This is a genomic window from Brevibacterium antiquum CNRZ 918 (genome assembly GCF_900169145.1).
Taxonomy (GTDB): Bacteria; Actinomycetota; Actinomycetes; order Actinomycetales; family Brevibacteriaceae; genus Brevibacterium; species Brevibacterium koreense.
Genome location: NZ_FXZD01000006.1, coordinates 97,270 through 113,540, shown reverse-complemented (window position 1 = coordinate 113,540; position 16,271 = coordinate 97,270). Strand labels below are relative to the sequence as shown.

The 16,271-nt window shown below is 62.1% G+C and carries 17 protein-coding genes; 8 read left to right on the top strand and 9 right to left on the bottom strand.

Features of this window, described 5'->3' with window-relative positions; genetic code table 11:
* The first annotated feature begins 8 nt into the window (after nucleotides 1-8).
* From BANT918_RS10040 to pspAB, 7 genes are all read left to right on the top strand, one after another.
* Nucleotides 9-1,877, top strand: a complete 1,869-nt coding sequence (locus BANT918_RS10040; RefSeq protein WP_101620110.1) for a sensor histidine kinase — start codon at nucleotides 9-11, stop codon at nucleotides 1,875-1,877.
* Nucleotides 1,878-2,434: 557 nt separating this feature from the next.
* Nucleotides 2,435-3,811: a S1C family serine protease gene (locus BANT918_RS10035; protein ID WP_167389439.1), complete on the top strand. Its 1,377-nt coding sequence runs from the start codon at nucleotides 2,435-2,437 to the stop codon at nucleotides 3,809-3,811.
* Between the two features lie 181 nt (nucleotides 3,812-3,992).
* Entirely contained in the window at nucleotides 3,993-4,280 is a 288-nt protein-coding gene (locus BANT918_RS10030; protein WP_101620108.1) for a WXG100 family type VII secretion target, read from the top strand.
* A gap of 201 nt (nucleotides 4,281-4,481) precedes the next feature.
* Nucleotides 4,482-5,228 carry a PspA/IM30 family protein gene (locus BANT918_RS10025; RefSeq protein WP_101620107.1) on the top strand — a complete coding sequence of 249 codons (747 nt, stop codon included), beginning with the start codon at nucleotides 4,482-4,484 and terminating at the stop codon, nucleotides 5,226-5,228.
* Nucleotides 5,225-5,509 (top strand): PspA-associated protein PspAA, encoded by a 285-nt coding sequence (pspAA, locus tag BANT918_RS10020; RefSeq protein WP_101620106.1) that lies wholly within the window; start codon nucleotides 5,225-5,227, stop codon nucleotides 5,507-5,509. The genes BANT918_RS10025 and pspAA overlap by 4 nt, the downstream gene beginning before the upstream one ends.
* A gap of 87 nt (nucleotides 5,510-5,596) precedes the next feature.
* On the top strand, nucleotides 5,597-6,508 hold the full coding sequence (htpX, locus tag BANT918_RS10015; protein WP_101620105.1) for a zinc metalloprotease HtpX: 912 nt from the start codon (nucleotides 5,597-5,599) through the stop codon (nucleotides 6,506-6,508).
* A gap of 51 nt (nucleotides 6,509-6,559) precedes the next feature.
* On the top strand, nucleotides 6,560-7,159 hold the full coding sequence (gene pspAB / locus BANT918_RS10010) for a PspA-associated protein PspAB (RefSeq protein WP_101620104.1): 600 nt from the start codon (nucleotides 6,560-6,562) through the stop codon (nucleotides 7,157-7,159).
* 219 nt (nucleotides 7,160-7,378) lie between these two features.
* On the opposite strand, the gene BANT918_RS10005 is transcribed toward pspAB, so the two are convergent.
* The 3 genes from BANT918_RS10005 to BANT918_RS09995 all read right to left on the bottom strand — a co-directional run bounded on the left by BANT918_RS10005 (nucleotide 7,379) and on the right by BANT918_RS09995 (nucleotide 9,348).
* On the bottom strand, nucleotides 7,379-7,591 hold the full coding sequence (locus tag BANT918_RS10005) for an RNA-binding S4 domain-containing protein (protein ID WP_101620103.1): 213 nt from the start codon (nucleotides 7,589-7,591) through the stop codon (nucleotides 7,379-7,381).
* The gene (locus tag BANT918_RS17405; RefSeq protein WP_101620102.1) at nucleotides 7,591-8,418 is read right to left on the bottom strand and encodes an OadG family protein; all 828 of its coding nucleotides are present in this window, start codon (nucleotides 8,416-8,418) and stop codon (nucleotides 7,591-7,593) included. The genes BANT918_RS10005 and BANT918_RS17405 overlap by 1 nt, the downstream gene beginning before the upstream one ends.
* 180 nt (nucleotides 8,419-8,598) lie before the next feature.
* On the bottom strand, nucleotides 8,599-9,348 hold the full coding sequence (locus BANT918_RS09995; RefSeq protein WP_101620101.1) for a sulfite exporter TauE/SafE family protein: 750 nt from the start codon (nucleotides 9,346-9,348) through the stop codon (nucleotides 8,599-8,601).
* Nucleotides 9,349-9,401: 53 nt separating this feature from the next.
* On the opposite strand from BANT918_RS09995, the gene BANT918_RS09990 reads away from it, so the two are divergent.
* Entirely contained in the window at nucleotides 9,402-10,190 is a 789-nt protein-coding gene (locus tag BANT918_RS09990) for a DUF1707 SHOCT-like domain-containing protein (RefSeq protein ID WP_101620100.1), read from the top strand.
* Nucleotides 10,191-10,207: 17 nt separating this feature from the next.
* Here the strand turns inward: BANT918_RS09990 and BANT918_RS09985 are convergent, their stop codons facing one another.
* The 6 genes from BANT918_RS09985 to BANT918_RS09960 form a co-directional block, all read right to left on the bottom strand.
* Nucleotides 10,208-10,591 carry a hypothetical protein gene (locus tag BANT918_RS09985; RefSeq protein ID WP_101620099.1) on the bottom strand — a complete coding sequence of 128 codons (384 nt, stop codon included), beginning with the start codon at nucleotides 10,589-10,591 and terminating at the stop codon, nucleotides 10,208-10,210.
* 93 nt (nucleotides 10,592-10,684) lie between these two features.
* Entirely contained in the window at nucleotides 10,685-12,322 is a 1,638-nt protein-coding gene (groL, locus tag BANT918_RS09980; protein ID WP_101620098.1) for a chaperonin GroEL, read from the bottom strand.
* 667 nt (nucleotides 12,323-12,989) lie between these two features.
* Complete coding sequence (locus BANT918_RS09975) at nucleotides 12,990-13,193, bottom strand: cold-shock protein (protein WP_009881874.1); 204 nt, start codon at nucleotides 13,191-13,193, stop codon at nucleotides 12,990-12,992.
* 359 nt (nucleotides 13,194-13,552) lie between these two features.
* On the bottom strand, nucleotides 13,553-14,188 hold the full coding sequence (locus tag BANT918_RS09970; RefSeq protein WP_101620097.1) for a LytR C-terminal domain-containing protein: 636 nt from the start codon (nucleotides 14,186-14,188) through the stop codon (nucleotides 13,553-13,555).
* 2 nt (nucleotides 14,189-14,190) lie between these two features.
* Nucleotides 14,191-14,457: a DUF3263 domain-containing protein gene (locus BANT918_RS09965; RefSeq protein ID WP_009881872.1), complete on the bottom strand. Its 267-nt coding sequence runs from the start codon at nucleotides 14,455-14,457 to the stop codon at nucleotides 14,191-14,193.
* 270 nt (nucleotides 14,458-14,727) lie between these two features.
* Nucleotides 14,728-16,194, bottom strand: coding sequence for an aldehyde dehydrogenase family protein (locus BANT918_RS09960; RefSeq protein ID WP_101620096.1), 1,467 nt, complete (start codon nucleotides 16,192-16,194; stop codon nucleotides 14,728-14,730).
* Nucleotides 16,195-16,271 lie beyond the last annotated feature (77 nt).

Below are 16,271 nucleotides of genomic sequence, written 5' to 3'. Positions count from 1 at the left end.
TTACTCACGTGGCAAAAGAATCCCGTCCCACCCGACCCGGCTTCTGGGAAGAATGGTCGCTGACCACCAAGCTGCTGGCCATCATGATGCTGCTCATGTTGCTCGTTCTGTCCGGAACGAGTGCCTGGGTGCTCGAGAACCTCCGCGACAGCCTCGTAGAACGCACCGATGAGAGACTCATCAATGCTTCGGAGACCCTCGCCAAGCAGGCTTACCAGGATGTATTCCAGCCTGCCCAGCTGCAGTCGGCTCCGTCGGGCAAGGACCAGTCAGCGTCCTCGGGCAAGGACAGCGACGGGACGGATTCCTCATCCGGAACTCCCACCACCATCGATTCGCACTCGTGGGATGAGCTCAAGGGCCTCCTGCCCGGGGGCTTCTACGTCCAGTTCTATGACACGAACGGCAAGCCGATCAGCGACCCGGTGGCTCCGGAGCCTGAGAACCGCCCGATCCTGCCGACGATCGACGAATCCCAGGTCTACGAGCGCGCCGGTCAGCCGTTCACTGTCGCAGGGACCAGCTCGAAATGGCGGGCACGGGCGATGAAGGTCCAGAACACGGACGTTCTCGTCTCAATCGCGGTGCCCTTCGACCGCGAGATCGACAACATCAACGAGCGCGCCCGCAATACGATGATCGGAATCGGGCTGCTGGCACTGGCCATGGTCGCTGGCGTCGGATACTGGGCGATCAACAACACGTTCCGGCCGCTGCGCGACATCGAAAAGACCGCCTCACGGATCGCCGCCGGTGACCTCAGCCAGAGGGTGCCGACATTCCCCCGCAACACCGAACTCGGTCGCCTGTCTGGCGCACTGAATACGATGCTGGGGCGGATCGAGGATTCCTTCGACGGGCAGACGCGGTCGGAGAAACGCATCCGTCAGTTCGTCTCCGATGCCTCGCACGAACTGCGCACACCGCTGGTCACCATTCGCGGCTACGCCGAGCTCTACCGACAGGGTGCGATCACGAAATCAGATGACATCGGCGCCGCAATGGAGCGCATGGAGTCCGAAGCCAAACGCATGGGCGTCCTCGTCGACGACCTCGTCGTCCTCGCCCGCCTCGACGAACAGCGGCCAGCCGAGATCGGTCCCATCGACCTCCACCGGATCGCCCGCGACGCCGCCGCAGACGCAGCTGCGCAAGCCCCCGACCGGGACATCAGCTTCATCGGGCTCGATGGAGAGGATGCGCAACCCGTACCGATGATCCGAGGATCGGAGTCGAAGATCCGCCAGGTCATCGTCAACCTCGCTGGCAACGCCGTTCGGCACACTCCCGAGCACACAGCCATCGAGTTCGCCGTCGGCGTCGTCGGAGGCCGCACCGGGGCGACTGCGGAGCCAACAGAGCCGTCGAATGGTCAGGACACCGGCGCAAAGACCGGAGCGAACAAGGTCATAACGAATAAGACTACGGCGAAGGACAAATCCCGCGAACGCGGATTCGTCACCGGAGGCGTCCGCATCTTCCGCCGAGGCGACTCGAACGGCAATGATCAGAACGACGCTCAGGCACCCACCGGCATCGTGCCGGAAATGACGGCAGCCGGATCCATCACCGTCGACGAATCGCTGCGCGGATTCCCCAACGGGCGAGTCAGGTTCGAGGTTCGCGACCATGGCGAGGGGATCGACCCCGAGGTCGTTCCCCGGATCTTCGAACGGTTCTACCGCCTAGACGTCTCCAGGACTCGCGACACCGGAGGGTCTGGCCTCGGGCTCTCCATCGTCAAGGCGATCGTGGAGAACCACCACGGTGCGATCACAGTGCACCAGACACCGGGCGGCGGTGCAACGTTCCGTATCGATCTGCCCATCTCAGAAACTGAAGACAGCGCTCCGGACGCACGAAAGGACGAGCGATGAGCAGCAACGACCCTAACAATCAGGGCAACAACTCCAACAACAGGGGACGGCACGGGGATCAGGACCACCGGACGTTCCCCACCGATGGCTCACGCGAATCCTCAGGTAGCCCCCGCAACTCGGCTGCAGGGCCCCAGGACCCCACGGACGGGTCACGGCGTTCTGCAGAGGTCCCACGCACTTTCCCGAACGGTTCGAATGGTCCAGCTCGGGTCAGTCCGCCCGTCGCACCCCCTGCACGCCCGAACACTCCATCGCAGGGTCAGGGTCAAAGCGACAGTGCTCGTCAAGGCCAGGATCCGAGACAGAATCAAGCTTCGTGGCAAGGACAGGATCCGAGGCAGGGACAGAGGCAGGACACCGTCCTCGGCCCCCAGGGCCAGAATCCTCCTCAGATGCAGCCGACTCGTGCTCAACCCCCTGTGGATCCGCCGACAGGGCAGCCCGGACAATCTGGGCAACCTGGGCATCCTGGGCAACCTGGGCAGTCCGCACAACCTGGGCAACCTGGACAACCTGGGTATGGCCGCCCACAGGCCGGACCCAACACATCCAACGTGCCAGCCCAGGCCGGCCCCAACTCCCCTGCTGACACGAACCCCTATGGCACTGCGTATTCTCAGGGGGCGGGTCAGACTGCTGCAGGTGCTGGCGCCGCAGCAGGTGCTGGCACCGGCACAGCCGCCTACCCTCACTTCGGCAATCAGCCGAACCAGGGCGGGTACCCCACGCCGAATTCCACAGAATTCCAGTCCGGGCCCGGAGGCCCAGGTGTGCCTGGCGCGCCCGGGTGGTCAGGGCCGTACGGAGGCGAAGCACCACCTCGGCGAGAGAAGCGAGGACCGGGCTGGGGAGCGACTATCGCCATCGCTGTGATCGCCGCTCTGCTGGGCGGAGGTGCGGCCTTCGGCGGAAGCTATGCGGTCAGCGCCCTCGGTGGAGAAGAGCCCCGCAAGGTCGCCGAACAGACCATTGAGACCCCGGATTGGACCGAGGTTGCGAAACAGACGTCCCAAAGCGTCGTCTCGATCCAAGTCGGCACCGATGGCCAGGTACAGGCGCTGGGCTCGGGCTCGCTCTACGACGACCAGGGGCACATCATCACGAACAACCATGTGGTGGCCCCGGCGGACACACCCTCCGGTGAGATCTCGGTGACGATGAAGAGCGGTGAAACGACGAAGGCCGAAATCGTCGGCCGCGATCCGTCGACCGATATCGCGGTCATCAAGCTTGACCAGGTTCCCGACGATGTCGAGCCTCTGCCCGTCGGTGACTCGAAGAAGATGAAGGTGGGAGATCCGGTGATGGCATTGGGCAACCCCCTCGGCCTCGCGGACTCGGTCACCACCGGCATCGTCTCAGCCCTCGACCGTCCGGTATCCACAGAGAATATCGGTCAGGACGCATCCTCGCAGGAGAAGGAGATGACGATCACGAACGCCATCCAGACGGATGCGGCGATCAACCCCGGCAACTCCGGCGGTCCGCTCGTGGACGGCGATGGCAACTTCATCGGCGTGAACTCCGCTGCGGCCTCGTTGAGCCAGGCTGGTGAGGGCGGCCAGTCGGGGTCGATCGGCATCGGATTCGCCATCCCCGCCTCGCAAGCCGTGATGATCGCCGACCAGCTCATCGCCAACGGCAAAGCACTGCATCCGTTCCTCGGGATCACGCTCACCGACGGACAGATCAACAGCGGCGGCACCACCCGAGGCAGCGCCAAGGTGCAGTCGGTGCAGTCCGGGTCGCCTGCAGACAAGGCAGGCTTCAAGGACGGCGACGACATCGTGTCCGTGGCTGGCACCAAGGTGAACAATGCGATCGCTCTGCGTGCACTCGTCCGTGCACAGTCGACAAGCGCTCCCGTCGACTTCACTGTGGTCCGCGGCGGCCAGGAGCAGACGTTGAAGACAACGCTCGTGCTGAAGTAGCAGGACTTGAGTGCAGATCACTGTGGATGACGATCTCACTCGTGCGCATAGAGGGTGTGGACGGCCGAGCGCTGTCCACACCCTCTTTCTGTGAGCTTCTTCTGGCGTGAGCCAAACGCGATGCTGGGATGCATCCCGGTGTCTCGTCCTGAGCTCCGGTGCCCCGCCGCTAGGAGTAGTCATGAGTTTCGAAGTCGATGCCGAACGCGTCTCATCTGCAGCCGCAGCCACAGCAGGCACCTCCCGCACACTCGTTGCAGAGTCCAACACGATGCTGAGGAATCTTCTGGCCCTGCAGGAGTGCTGGAAGGGAAGTGCGGCACAGAATTTCCAGACAGTCATCAATGAGTGGGAGGGCGCACAGAAGCAGCTGTTCGAATCGCTGAACTCGATCCACGCGGCCCTCAACACGGCCGCCGCGCAGTACTCGGAGGTTGAAGCCGCGAACTCCCGACTCTTCGCTCCGTGAGCGTTGAGCAAGCGGCCTGTTGTTCCTGCCGAATCTCACCAGCGGTGTCTGTTCGAGTTCTGTGTCCGCGTCTGGCAAATTGTCAGCCTTTGTTAGTAGGCTGATAGCGATAGTTCGCGGCGGTGCCGGCTAGGTTTCTCCAGGTTCGGAGACGATCGGCCAGCAGTGTCGGGTCAAGACCAATGCAGGAGTCTACTACGGATGAGCATCTTCCAAAGGATCGCGGCGATCTTTGGCGCCAAGGCCAACAAGGCACTGGACAAAGCCGAGAACCCAAATGACACGCTCGATTATTCATATCAGAAGCAGCTTGAGCTGTTGCAGAAGGTACGTCGCGGTGTTGCCGATGTCGCCACCAGCCGCAAGCGACTCGAACTGCAGATCACTCAGCTCGAACAGCAGCAGAGCAAGCTCAGCGGTCAGGCCCAGAAGGCCATGGAAATCGGCCGCGAGGAACTCGCCCGTGAGGCACTGACCCGGAAGTCGGGTCTGGATCAGCAGATCACCGACCTGCAGGGCCAGCACGAGGGGCTGCAGGCCGAAGAGCAGAAGCTCACTCTGGCATCACAGCGGCTGCAGGCCAAGGTCGATGCCTTCCGCACACGGAAGGAGACGATCAAGGCCACATACAACGCCGCAGAAGCGCAGTCGAAGATCGGCGAAGCCTTCTCGGGCATCTCCGAAGAGCTCGGTGACGTCGGAATGGCAGTCCAGCGCGCCGAGGACAAGACCGCTTCGCTCCAGGCACGTGCCGGCGCCGTCGACGAACTCATCGCTTCGGGCGCTCTGGAAGATGTCACTGGTTCCTCGAAGGACGACATCAGCTCACAGCTGGACGCGCTCTCAAGCGAAAACGATGTCGAGATGGAGCTCAACCGAATGCGCGACTCACTGCCGGCGTCGTCGAGCAAGCAGCAGCAGTCGCTTGAAGGCGAGGACAAACAATGATCATCCGCATCATGGGCGAGGGCCAGTTCGACATCGCCGACGTCGACCAGAATCTGTTGCAGAAATACGACAACCAGGTCGAAGACGCCGTCGAGGTCGGCAATGAAGAAGCCGCCAAGAACGCTCTACATGCCCTCCACGACTATGTCGTCGGACACGGCAAGCCCGTCTCGGATGACTACCTGGGCTCAAGCGATGTCGTCGTGCCGTTCGTCGACGCGACTCTGCAGGAGATCACGGAGCTCCTCACCGGTGAAGGCTTCATTCCGGACCCTGCCTGATCCACATGGCTTGATATCGATGACTCCGGCCCACTGCCTTGGCTCAAGGCTGTGGGCCGGACCTGCCACCCCCAGAGAGGAACCACGATGAAGAATCGCTTCGTCAAGGACAACGGTCTCACCATGCGCATGGGGTGGACGATCTTCCTCAATGGGCTCATCTATGTCATCCTCATTCTTGCCATCTGGTGGATCTTCGGCCAAAGCATCTCCGGCGTCATCTTCGCCGTGCTCATCAGCGCGGGGGCTTTCTACTTCCAGTGGTACTTCTCCGACAAGATCGCGATGAAGGCGATGGGTGCACGGGAAGTCTCCCCCGAAGAGGCCTCGGAACTGCACACAATGGTCGACCGGCTCTGCCAGCTCGCCGATTCGACCAAACCGCGCGTCGCGATCTCGAACTCAGCCATTCCCAACGCCTTCGCCACCGGCCGTTCGCCGGAGCGCTCGGTCGTGTGTGTGACACGCGGCCTGCTCGAGAAACTCGATCGTGATGAGGTCGAGGTCGTGCTGGCCCATGAACTCTCCCACGTTGCCCACCGCGACGTCACCGTCATGACCGTCGCCGGAGTCACCGGTGTCCTGGCCGCTCTGATGATGCGTGCCGGCTACTATATGAGCTTCGGACGGTCGAACAACAACAACGGCGGCGTTCCCATCCAGCTGCTGTTCCTCCTCGTCGGTGCCATCGTCTACGGTCTCTCGTTCCTCCTCATCCGCAGCCTTTCGCGCTACCGTGAGCTCGCCGCAGACAGGGCAGCCGCCATCCTCACCGGCGCGCCCTCGACGCTGGCCTCTGCGCTGACGAAGCTCAGCGGCGACATGAGCAAGATCCCGGAGAAGGACCTGCGTGCCTCCGCCTCGGCGAATCATCTGGCGCTCATTCCTGCTGTCAGCGGCAAGGCGGCCCTCGGACAGCTCTTCTCCACTCATCCTTCGCTCGACAAGCGTCTGGCCCAGCTGGCGAGGATCTCCGGGCAGCTCTCACAGCCGCAGTGACGTCCGACCTGCTGACATCCACCGTACTGACCGACATCCGCTAGGAGTTTTATGGGTTTCTTCGACGCGTTGCTGGGCCGTTCCAAACCGAAGCGGGCCAACCTCGACGACCTCTTCGCACTGCCTCCCGCCGCACTCACACTCGAAGCTGCAACAGGCTTCAAGCCCACCGGCGTCGGAGCCGTGGCATTCCGGCAAGTCGAGGGGGCGGCATTCCAGTCCGCTGAGTCCGAAAGCATTGCCCTCATCAGCTCGGACCCGGCCGCGAACGTGTCACAGCGCAACGACGGGTTCGGTTACACCTGGCAGGTGGTCTCCGACACCGACGCCGAGGTGGTCAACCTCGTGACCAATCTGCACGCCGTGAACTCGGCTTTGGTCAGCCAGGGCTTCGACACCATGCTGCTGTGCTCGACCGTCTACTTCGCCAACCCTGATGGGCGCCGTCTGGCGCTGGTCTATCAGTACAAGCGCGGCACGTTCTATCCATTCGCACAGTCGGGCCCGAAGCAGCGCGACAATCCCCTTGAGATCCAGGTGCGCGGCGTACTGTCCGACGAGCTTCCGTTCGAAGAGGACACATCCAACTGGTCGGCTCTCTGGGACGCACCCGGACTCAACGACACGCCTGAGGCCAATCAGCGGCCCTGAGCGCAGGCCCTGCCCTCTCAGCACCATCTGGCTAGGCCGCGTCACACCCGTTGAGCCGCACCCGCTGAACCTCAGGATCCGGTCGAATCACCTCGGCTGAGCCGGAACATGCAAGAAGGGACGTCCCCGCGGGGACGTCCCTTCTCCGTTGTCTGTGCTGGTTCAGTCCGCGATGCCCGTGTAGTGTTCAGCGATCAGCTCGACGCAAGAGCGCGAGTCCTATTCGGCCGAGACCTCGATGACCTCACCCAAGGCTTCGACGGTGTCTCCTGGACGAATCGTGGCGCCTCGGCGGGTCTCGACCTCACCATTGACCACGACTTCGCCGTCGGCGATCATGTCTTTGGCCATCGCGCCGTGTTCGGCAACACCATGGAGTTTGAGCAGCTGACCGAGCTTGATCGAATCGCCGCGGATCTCAATCGTCTCCATCAGAACAGGTCTCCAAGATCGAATCCATCGCCGCCGAAGAAGCCGCCGCCGTCTCCACCGTCTCCGCCGCCGAAGAATCCGCCGCCATCGCCGCCAGCATCGCCACCACCGGCGTCACCGCCGCCAGCGTCGCCATGAGCGCCGTCCCAGCCGCCGCCCATGCCGCCGAACATCATCGAGCCCATGAGGACACCGGGCAGAAGTCCCGAACCGGCGTAGGAATTGAAGTATCCGCGGTTGTATTCGGCATAGGCAGGGCCGGCTTCCCAATAGGCTCGCCGGGTGTGGCCGTCACCGGTCACGACCTTGCGGACGGCCGGTTCCGCACCCACTGCAACGCGCTCGGCGTCGGCAGCGCAGACGGGAACCGGGCGCAGCTGGCCACCGGCAGGCGCCCAATCGATGTCTTCGGCTGAGGGGCCGTGCTGCGGGTTGAAGAAGCATGGGGGGCGGCGCACGGGAAGCGGCTTTCCGTCAACGCGGGCGCGCACGCACTTGGCGGAGTAGCGACCATCTTCGAGGGCCTCGGTGACACTGCGGATGTCGGAGGGTTCGGCGACGTTGTCGAGCGTTTCCTTGGCAATGTCATAGGAGTCCAATGCCTGTTTGTAATCCTGCGAACCGCCGGTGTCGAGTTCGACTCCAGCGGTGAGGATATCGAGTTCGGCGACTTCCTCGCCGAAGGACGTCACGTCCTCTTCAGCGGTCTTCGTCACCTGCCGTAGCTCGGTGGCGGCAAGCTCCTTCTGACGGTGCTTCTCCTTGCGGTGGCCGATGAAGAAAATGGCCCCGAGCACCACGAGTATCAACAGGAATACTGTTCCCACGATCTATGCCTCCCCAGCAAAACGAGTCATCAATAAGTATGCCGGACGAGTCTGACAGGCGACTGAACCAAACCCTTGTGTCGGCTCAGTCCTCTAGCCCGAAAGCCGCTCTCCCCGTGCATGCCCAGCTCACTCACGGCAGATGCCCGAACCCTCAGCCCGAGGGGTCACGAAGTGCGTTCAGCTCAGGTGGCTCAGACCCTTGATGAGGGTCGCGGTTCCACCGCCGAGAGCAAGGATGATCATAGCGATCCGAGCAGTCGAGGATTCGATCTTCTTCGACAGCCAGTCTCCGCCGACGAGCCCGGCGACGAGGACCGCCGCGATCCCGATCCACGTGGGTGCTGCCAGCTGCGGCCAGGCACCGTGGTCGAACACGGCTTTGAAGATCACCGCCGAGGTGGTTCCGACGACGAGGAACGGCTGCAGGGTTGCAGCGAACGTCCGCTGTTCCCACTTCGTCAGCACGGCATAGGCACTGACGGCGGGCCCGCCCGTACCCGCAGCGGCCGACATCGTTCCCGAGAGAAGGCCGGTCGTGAACTTCGTTCCGAAATTCGCGGGCACCGTCTTGCCGATTCGGCCGATGACCATGGAGCTGATGAGGGAGCCGATGATGAGCAGGCCGATGACGATCTGCAGCGGTGAAGCCGGGAGGGCTGCTGCGAGGAGGGCACCGGGAATCGTGCCGATCACGGAACCCAGCGACAGCTTCCAGAAGGAACCCCATTCGACCTCCCGCCACGTTCGGACGAAGACGGTGCCGCTGGCGGCGATTCCGCAGATGTTGACAAGCACCACACCGGAGAACGGATCGAGCAGGAGCACGAGGAACGGACCACTGACCAGGCCGAATCCCATTCCGGTGACTCGCTGTGAGACTGCCCCGATGAACACCGCGAACAGGATGAGCATGACGACGGGTTCCATTTGCTCAAGCCTAGTTCAACACACCCATAGGGGGCGGGGTTACAGTAAGAGTCATGAACAGTCGTCCGCTCTGGTCACGATTCAGCGCAGATCCCCGCGCTCATGGGCAAGTGCGCGCCTCGGATGCTGATCGCGCCGTCGTGACCGATGTGCTGTCCGAGGCCTACGCACTCGGACAGATCGATGCGGAGGAATTCGACGAACGCAGCGAGATCGCCAATCATCTGAAGACCCTGGGTGAGGTCCCCGAACTTGTGCAGGACCTCATCATCGCCGAGGCGGGCGACGTCGAACCGGCAGACCTCACCGATTCCGCTCGGGCCCAGGCACTGGCGCGGCTGGAGGCAGACCGAGTCCCGATCACCCCCGCCCAGATCGATGCCGCGGCACAGAAGTACTACAAGAACCGCGTCCGCCAGTCGATGCTGGGGCTGATCGCGGGGCCGGCAGGCTTCATGCTCGCCATCTGGGCCTTTTCGTCGATCGCCTCCGGAGGCGTGATCTTCTTCTGGCCGATCTTCATCATGATTCCAATGCTCTTCGGGGCGTTCTCCCGCATCGCGCACAAGGAAGAGATCATTCGTGCGCGAAAGCGGGAACTCACGCGACGGGCACGAGCGCAGCTGGGTGATGCGGAGGCGAAGCGGCAGCTCGAGGAGCGCAAGAACGACAGTTGGCACGGTGAGACTGACGACGAGTTCGACGAGGAGTCATTCGGCCACGGGCTGCAGCCTCCGCACCCGCTGGCTCCTCCCTTCGCACCGGGACTGGATTCACCTCGCGATGAAACACGTAGACGGAGACAAGAGCGCCGCCGACGGCGCAGAAACCCCTGGGACTGATAGGCAACGCAGAACCGTCAGGGCTGGAAGACTCGGATCTGAGCGAATTCCTCTGCCTTGTTGGTGCGGAACCAGAAAGCATGCGAGAAGTATCGGATGTCCTCGCCATCGCTCGATCTCTCCCACTGCCCCCACGCCGCAGCCGCTTTGCCGTGAGTGATGGCGGCCTCGAGATGGCCGGCCACTGGATTTGAGACTGAGAGACCCAGCAGTGCTGCGACGACCTCGTCGCACCCCGTGCTGGTCTCGACTCCCCCGCTGCCAATGACCTGGAGTACGCAGTCCTTAGCAATCACCTCGGCGAGGGCCTGTTCATCTCGATTGAACAGGTTCTCTTCGAACCGGGCGACGAACATGTTCTTGGGGCTGTTTCCGCAGGACTCTGTGCCGGTGAACGTCATGCCATCCAGGGTACGGGAGGAGCACCGAGTCGAAAAGAGCCGTGCCGGCACCCTTTCGGGCACCGGCACGGCTCGTCGAGCGGTAGAGGCTTATCAGAAGCCCATGCCGCCCATTCCGTCCATGCCTGCAGCAGCTGCGTCAGCACCTGCGGCAGCCTTTTCAGGCTTGTCGGCGACAACCGCCTCGGTGGTCAGGAACAGACCGGCGATCGAAGCTGCGTTCTGCAGAGCAGAGCGAGTGACCTTGACAGGGTCGTTGATGCCGGCTGCCAACAGGTCCTCGTACTCGCCGGTTGCGGCGTTGAGGCCGAAACCGGGTTCGAGGTTGGCGACCTTGTCGGCAACCACACCGGCTTCGAGGCCGGCGTTCGTGGCGATCTGCTTCAGCGGAGCTTCGATGGCAACCTTGACGATGTTGGCACCGGTTGCTTCGTCACCCTCGAGTGAGAGGGTGGCGAAGGCAGTCTTGCCCGCCTGGATGAGCGAGACGCCGCCACCGGCGACGATTCCCTCTTCCACAGCAGCCTTGGCGTTGCGCACTGCATCTTCGATGCGGTGCTTGGTCTCCTTGAGCTCGACCTCGGTTGCAGCACCGGCCTTGATGACTGCAACGCCGCCGGCCAGCTTGGCCAGACGTTCCTGCAGCTTCTCACGGTCGTAGTCCGAGTCCGAGTTCTCGATCTCGGCACGGATCTGTGCGACCCGACCGGCGATCTCCTCGGCGTCTCCGGCACCCTCGACGATGGTGGTCTCGTCCTTGGTGATGACAACCTTGCGGGCGGTGCCCAGCAGTTCGGTGGTCACGTTGTCGAGCTTGAGCCCGACTTCCTCGGACACGACCTGACCACCGGTGAGGATGGCGATGTCGGCCAGCTGAGCCTTGCGGCGGTCTCCGAAGCCTGGAGCCTTGACGGCCACAGACTTGAAGGTGCCACGGATCTTGTTCAACACGAGAACGGCGAGGGCTTCGCCCTCAACGTCTTCGGCGATGATGAACAGCGGCTTGTTCGACTGCTGCACCTTCTCGAGGACGGGCAGCAGATCCTTCACGTTCGAGATCTTGGAGTTGACGATGAGGATGTAAGGATCCTCAAGGACAGCTTCCTGGCGATCCGTGTCGGTCACGAAGTAACCGGAGATGTAGCCCTTGTCGAAGCGCATACCCTCGGTCAGTTCGAGTTCGAGTCCGAATGTGTTGGACTCCTCGACGGTGACGACGCCTTCCTTGCCGACCTTGTCGATGGCCTCGGCGATCAGTTCACCGATAGCAGGATCTCCAGCGGAGATACCGGCAGTAGCGGCGATCTGTTCCTTGGTCTCGATGTCGATGGCGTTCTCGAGCAGGACTTCCGTGACGGCTTCAACAGCCTTCTCGATGCCGCGCTTGAGGCTGAGCGGATCAGCTCCGGCTGCAACATTGCGCAGGCCTTCGCGAACGAGTGCCTGAGCCAAAACGGTAGCGGTGGTGGTGCCGTCGCCGGCAACGTCGTCCGTCTTCTTGGCGACTTCCTTGACGAGCTCGGCGCCGATCTTCTCGTAAGGTTCCTCGAGTTCGATCTCCTTGGCAATGGAGACACCATCGTTGGTGATGGTGGGAGCGCCCCACTGCTTTTCGAGCACGACATTGCGGCCACGTGGTCCAAGGGTTACCTTGACCGCGTCCGCAAGCTGGTTGAGACCTGCTTCGAGTCCCCGACGAGCTTCTTCGTCGAATGCAATCATCTTTGCCATAGTGGCTTAGATCCTCCCTGATGGAGTGGAATGGGATTCCAGAGCAATCGTCAACGCCCGCGACGGCAGAGAGTGTGTCCGCATGTTCCATTCCACACATGGACCACGCTCTCGAGACGATTGATGAGAAACCCACGGTTTTCACCACTACTAGATTTAGCACTCTCACCATGCGAGTGCAAATATTGGGCCCGCCCGCGGCAAGCGAATCGAGTGCTTCCCGCGTGTTTGCGCGGTTCGGCCCAGCGCGAAACACCAATTGTTTCCACAGCGGGACGCATGAGACACGTGTCCCATCGGCGTGTGAGGCGTGTGCGCGAAAAACGCCCGACCGAGTCATGGCCTACAGCCCTGCCTACGCTTCAAAGCCCCGCTTGCAAGTCGAGCCCTGAAACTTCGATCGGTCCCTTACCCGACTTCTGGCTCGCAGCCCCTGATTCACCCCTCGCGGGGCGTGGTCCGCAGCACGTTGGAACGCGCTGCACGTTGAAACACGCCGCACTATGAAACGCGCAACACCTCGAAACGCGTTGCTCCATGCAGCGCGCCTCCGTGCAACTGAAAAGCGCCAAGCAGTTGCCTGCTTGGCGCTTTCCCCGCTCGGAAGGATTCGGGCCTCTGCCGCCATCCCGCCGAAGCGGATCAAAAGACTTTACGCACGTGAGTCTCAGAGGAGGGTGACGGATTCCGCCTGAGGACCCTTTTGTCCTTCTCCAACTTCGAACTCAACCTGCTGGCCCTCTTCGAGAGCGCGGTAGCCATCCATCTGGATTGCGCTCCAGTGAACGAACACGTCCTGGTTGTTGCCTTCCAGGGTAATGAATCCATAGCCCTTTTCGGCGTTGAACCACTTGACGGTACCTTGTGCCATTACTTCTCCATACAGTGCAGTGTCATTGACATTCCATCACCCGATTGCGACCGGTCTGGCCGCACAGCGGACAACGGAAGCTAGTAAAACTCAACCGACCCCGCGATTTCTCTCATTGACCTCTAGAGAATGATCTCGGTGAAGCACGAATAGAACACAAGGGCAGTGCTTGCCTAGCTGATGCAACTCTACCCCAGCGCCGGACTAGCCCCTCGACCGCTCAACACTGTTACCAATTCGTTATATGAACATTTCGGCGGGGTAACTTCTGGTGGGAAACGCGCCTCGCCAACCGCCCGACCAACCGCCTCGCCAGCCGGGCCGAAAGTGCTCAGCTCGCGAGTACGGCGCTGGCCTCATCAGTTGTTGCCGGTGGCACCGGCCGAGCCGGAATCTGCGCCGTCCTCAGCTGAACCACTTTCGCCTGAACTGCCCTCATCCGCGCCGCCTCCGCTGAGCTCGGGTCCGCGCTCTGCGATGTCTGAACAGATGACGACGGTGATGTCGGCGTCGAAGTCCGTCGACGCTTCGGTGGCCTCGATGCCGAGCGCATCGGCGACCAGCTTCGCCTGCGAGGCGTTCGCGTCACCAGAATAGTAGACGGTGGAGTCGGTCAGCCCGGTCGAATAGTTGCCGACCTGGCCGATGCCCCAGCCCTTCTCCTCTACCGCTTCGGAGAACTTCTTCGCGACTCCGGAGACTCCCGAACCGTTGAGGACATCAACCGTGAGTGAGGAGTCAGCGACGCTGACTTCGCTCTCACTGGGCGATGGACTCGCCGAGGCGGTCTTGTCGGAGGCGGAATCGGCGACGTTGGACTCGGGGTCCTTCATCGACGAGGTGATGATGTTGATGGCCGCGACCACCAGCAGAACGGCAACCAGAGCGAGGATGATGACCAGTGCGATGGCACCGACATTCGACTGCGCCGAGGAGTCCTGACGATGGGCTCCGCTGCGTCGTCCAGTTTCGATTTCGTCGAATTCGTCAGTCATGTCTACCTCGAGACGCGGGCTTGTGCACGTTCGCTCTGCCGCGTAGTGCGGATGCGACGTAGGCGTTTGACCAGCATAGGGTCACTGGCAAGAGCGGCAGGGTTGTCGAGCAGGGAATTGAGGATCTGGAAGTAGCTGGTCGCAGACATGTCGAAACGTTCACGAATCGCATGATCCTTTGCTCCACCGTACTTCCACCACCGCCGCTCGAACTCCAAAACGGACACCTCGAGCTCGCTCAGTTCGGGGGCGCCTTGGTTCTGCGGCATAGACGTTGTGCTCCTTCGGGAAGAATTGTTGCCTCTATATTATCGCCCGGAGGACAGGACTGAAATTCGCGGCGCGCCGTCGGACCTCTACCGGCGTGCCGTCGCGGCCTTTCCAACATCTCCTGCGGTCCGAAAACCAGACAACCCACCCCGCCGCAGGTGACTCTCCACAGTGGCTGAGTAGCCACGGTGCGTGAGTCGCCCACAGCGGAGTGGGTCGAGAGTGCCGGCCGGCGGTCCTACACGGACGACCTGTCGAGCGAGAACTGATCAGCGGATGCGGATGTTGACCTGCTTGATCTGGGTGAAGCCTTCGAGCATGCCCTCCAGCGAGGCCTCACGACCGAAGCCCGAGGTCTTCATGCCGCCGTAGGACTGCCCGGCCAGCTGGCCACCGCCCTGGTTGACCTGGACCCAGCCGGATTCGATCCGGTTGGCCATGGTCAGTGCGGCATCGACGTTCTTCGTGAAGACGAATGCGGCGAGACCGAATTCGCTGTCATTGGCCATGTCGATGACCTCGTCAACGTCCTTCCAGGGAATGACCGAGAGGACGGGACCGAAGATCTCCTCCTGGCTCGTCTGCCATTCGTTCTTGGCCTTGGAGAAGATGACGGGCGCGTGGTAGAAACCGGGTTCGCCGACCTCAAGTGAATCAGTTCCGTCGTAGGCAATCTCAACGCCGTCCATCGACTTGCCCATCTCGATGTAGTCAGACACCTGGTTGAACTGCTTCTCGTTGATGATGCAGCCGATGTCGGAGTCTTCGTTGCGAGGGTCGCCGACCTTCATCTTCGACACGGCGTCGACGAGCTTGGCCAGGAAGTCATCGTAGATGTCCTCGTGCAGGAACAGACGCGAGCCCATCGTGCAGGACTGGCCCTGGCGTGCGAAGCGGGTCGACAGCAGCACCTGCTGGAGAGTGTCATCGTCGTTCGAGTCGGGGAAGACGATGTTGGGACTCTTGCCGCCGAGTTCCATCGAGGAATGAGCGAGACGTCCGCCTGCCAGTTCAGCGACGTGGCGGCCGACGTTCGTCGAACCGGTGAACGAAACCTTATCGACGTCGGGGTGGACGTTGAGTGCCTCACCGATGACCGAGCCCTTGCCGGTGACGACGTTGAGGACGCCGGCCGGAAGAATGTCGGCGAGCAGTTCAGCCATCTTCAGAATTGTCAGCGGTGCATCCTCGGCGCATTTGAGGACGATCGTGTTGCCCGCGGCCAGTGCGGCCGGGGTCTTGAAAGCGGCGATCATCAGCGGCGAGTTCCACGGCAGGATTCCCGCGACGACGCCAAGTGGCATCCGCTTCGTGTACTGCAGCTGTCCGTCACCGGCAGGCAGTGTGTTGCCCTTGACCTCGCCGGCGACTCCGCCCATGTAGCGGAACAGGTCGGCCAGGATGATCGTCTCCGGGCGTGCCTGTGTCCGGATGGCGTTGCCGGTGTCGATCGCGGTCAGCTGGGCCAGTTCCTCGGAACCGGCTTCAAGTGCGTCCGCGCAGCGGATGAGCATCTTCTGGCGTTCCTTGAACGGAAGCGCAGCCCATTCGGGGAACGCTTTGCGAGCGGCCTTGACTGCGCGATCGGCGTCCGCTTCCTTGCCATTGGCCACAGTGGCGATCACAACGTTGCGATCGATGGGGGTGATGACGTCTTTCCTGTCACCGTCGGCGGCTTCGACCCATTCTCCGCCGATGAACATCTTCCAGTTCGTGGCCTCGGGAAATTGCGACATTGTGATCCTTTCACCTACTCAGTTCTGCGATGAACTCCTTCGACGAAGCATATCGTCTGCCTGGGTCCGAAAAGAAT

What these genes read in the sequence shown, in the direction of transcription:
- BANT918_RS10030 (WP_101620108.1), top strand. Translation starts at nt 3,993, where the DNA reads ATGAGTTTCGAAGTCGATGCCGAACGCGTCTCATCTGCAGCCGCAGCC.
- BANT918_RS10025 (WP_101620107.1), top strand. Translation starts at nt 4,482, where the DNA reads ATGAGCATCTTCCAAAGGATCGCGGCGATCTTTGGCGCCAAGGCCAAC.
- pspAA (WP_101620106.1), top strand. Translation starts at nt 5,225, where the DNA reads ATGATCATCCGCATCATGGGCGAGGGCCAGTTCGACATCGCCGACGTC.
- htpX (WP_101620105.1), top strand. Translation starts at nt 5,597, where the DNA reads ATGAAGAATCGCTTCGTCAAGGACAACGGTCTCACCATGCGCATGGGG.
- pspAB (WP_101620104.1), top strand. Translation starts at nt 6,560, where the DNA reads ATGGGTTTCTTCGACGCGTTGCTGGGCCGTTCCAAACCGAAGCGGGCC.
- BANT918_RS10005 (WP_101620103.1), bottom strand. Translation starts at nt 7,591, where the DNA reads ATGGAGACGATTGAGATCCGCGGCGATTCGATCAAGCTCGGTCAGCTG.
- BANT918_RS09995 (WP_101620101.1), bottom strand. Translation starts at nt 9,348, where the DNA reads ATGGAACCCGTCGTCATGCTCATCCTGTTCGCGGTGTTCATCGGGGCA.
- BANT918_RS09990 (WP_101620100.1), top strand. Translation starts at nt 9,402, where the DNA reads ATGAACAGTCGTCCGCTCTGGTCACGATTCAGCGCAGATCCCCGCGCT.
- BANT918_RS09985 (WP_101620099.1), bottom strand. Translation starts at nt 10,591, where the DNA reads ATGACGTTCACCGGCACAGAGTCCTGCGGAAACAGCCCCAAGAACATG.
- groL (WP_101620098.1), bottom strand. Translation starts at nt 12,322, where the DNA reads ATGGCAAAGATGATTGCATTCGACGAAGAAGCTCGTCGGGGACTCGAA.
- BANT918_RS09975 (WP_009881874.1), bottom strand. Translation starts at nt 13,193, where the DNA reads ATGGCACAAGGTACCGTCAAGTGGTTCAACGCCGAAAAGGGCTATGGA.
- BANT918_RS09970 (WP_101620097.1), bottom strand. Translation starts at nt 14,188, where the DNA reads ATGACTGACGAATTCGACGAAATCGAAACTGGACGACGCAGCGGAGCC.
- BANT918_RS09965 (WP_009881872.1), bottom strand. Translation starts at nt 14,457, where the DNA reads ATGCCGCAGAACCAAGGCGCCCCCGAACTGAGCGAGCTCGAGGTGTCC.
- BANT918_RS09960 (WP_101620096.1), bottom strand. Translation starts at nt 16,194, where the DNA reads ATGTCGCAATTTCCCGAGGCCACGAACTGGAAGATGTTCATCGGCGGA.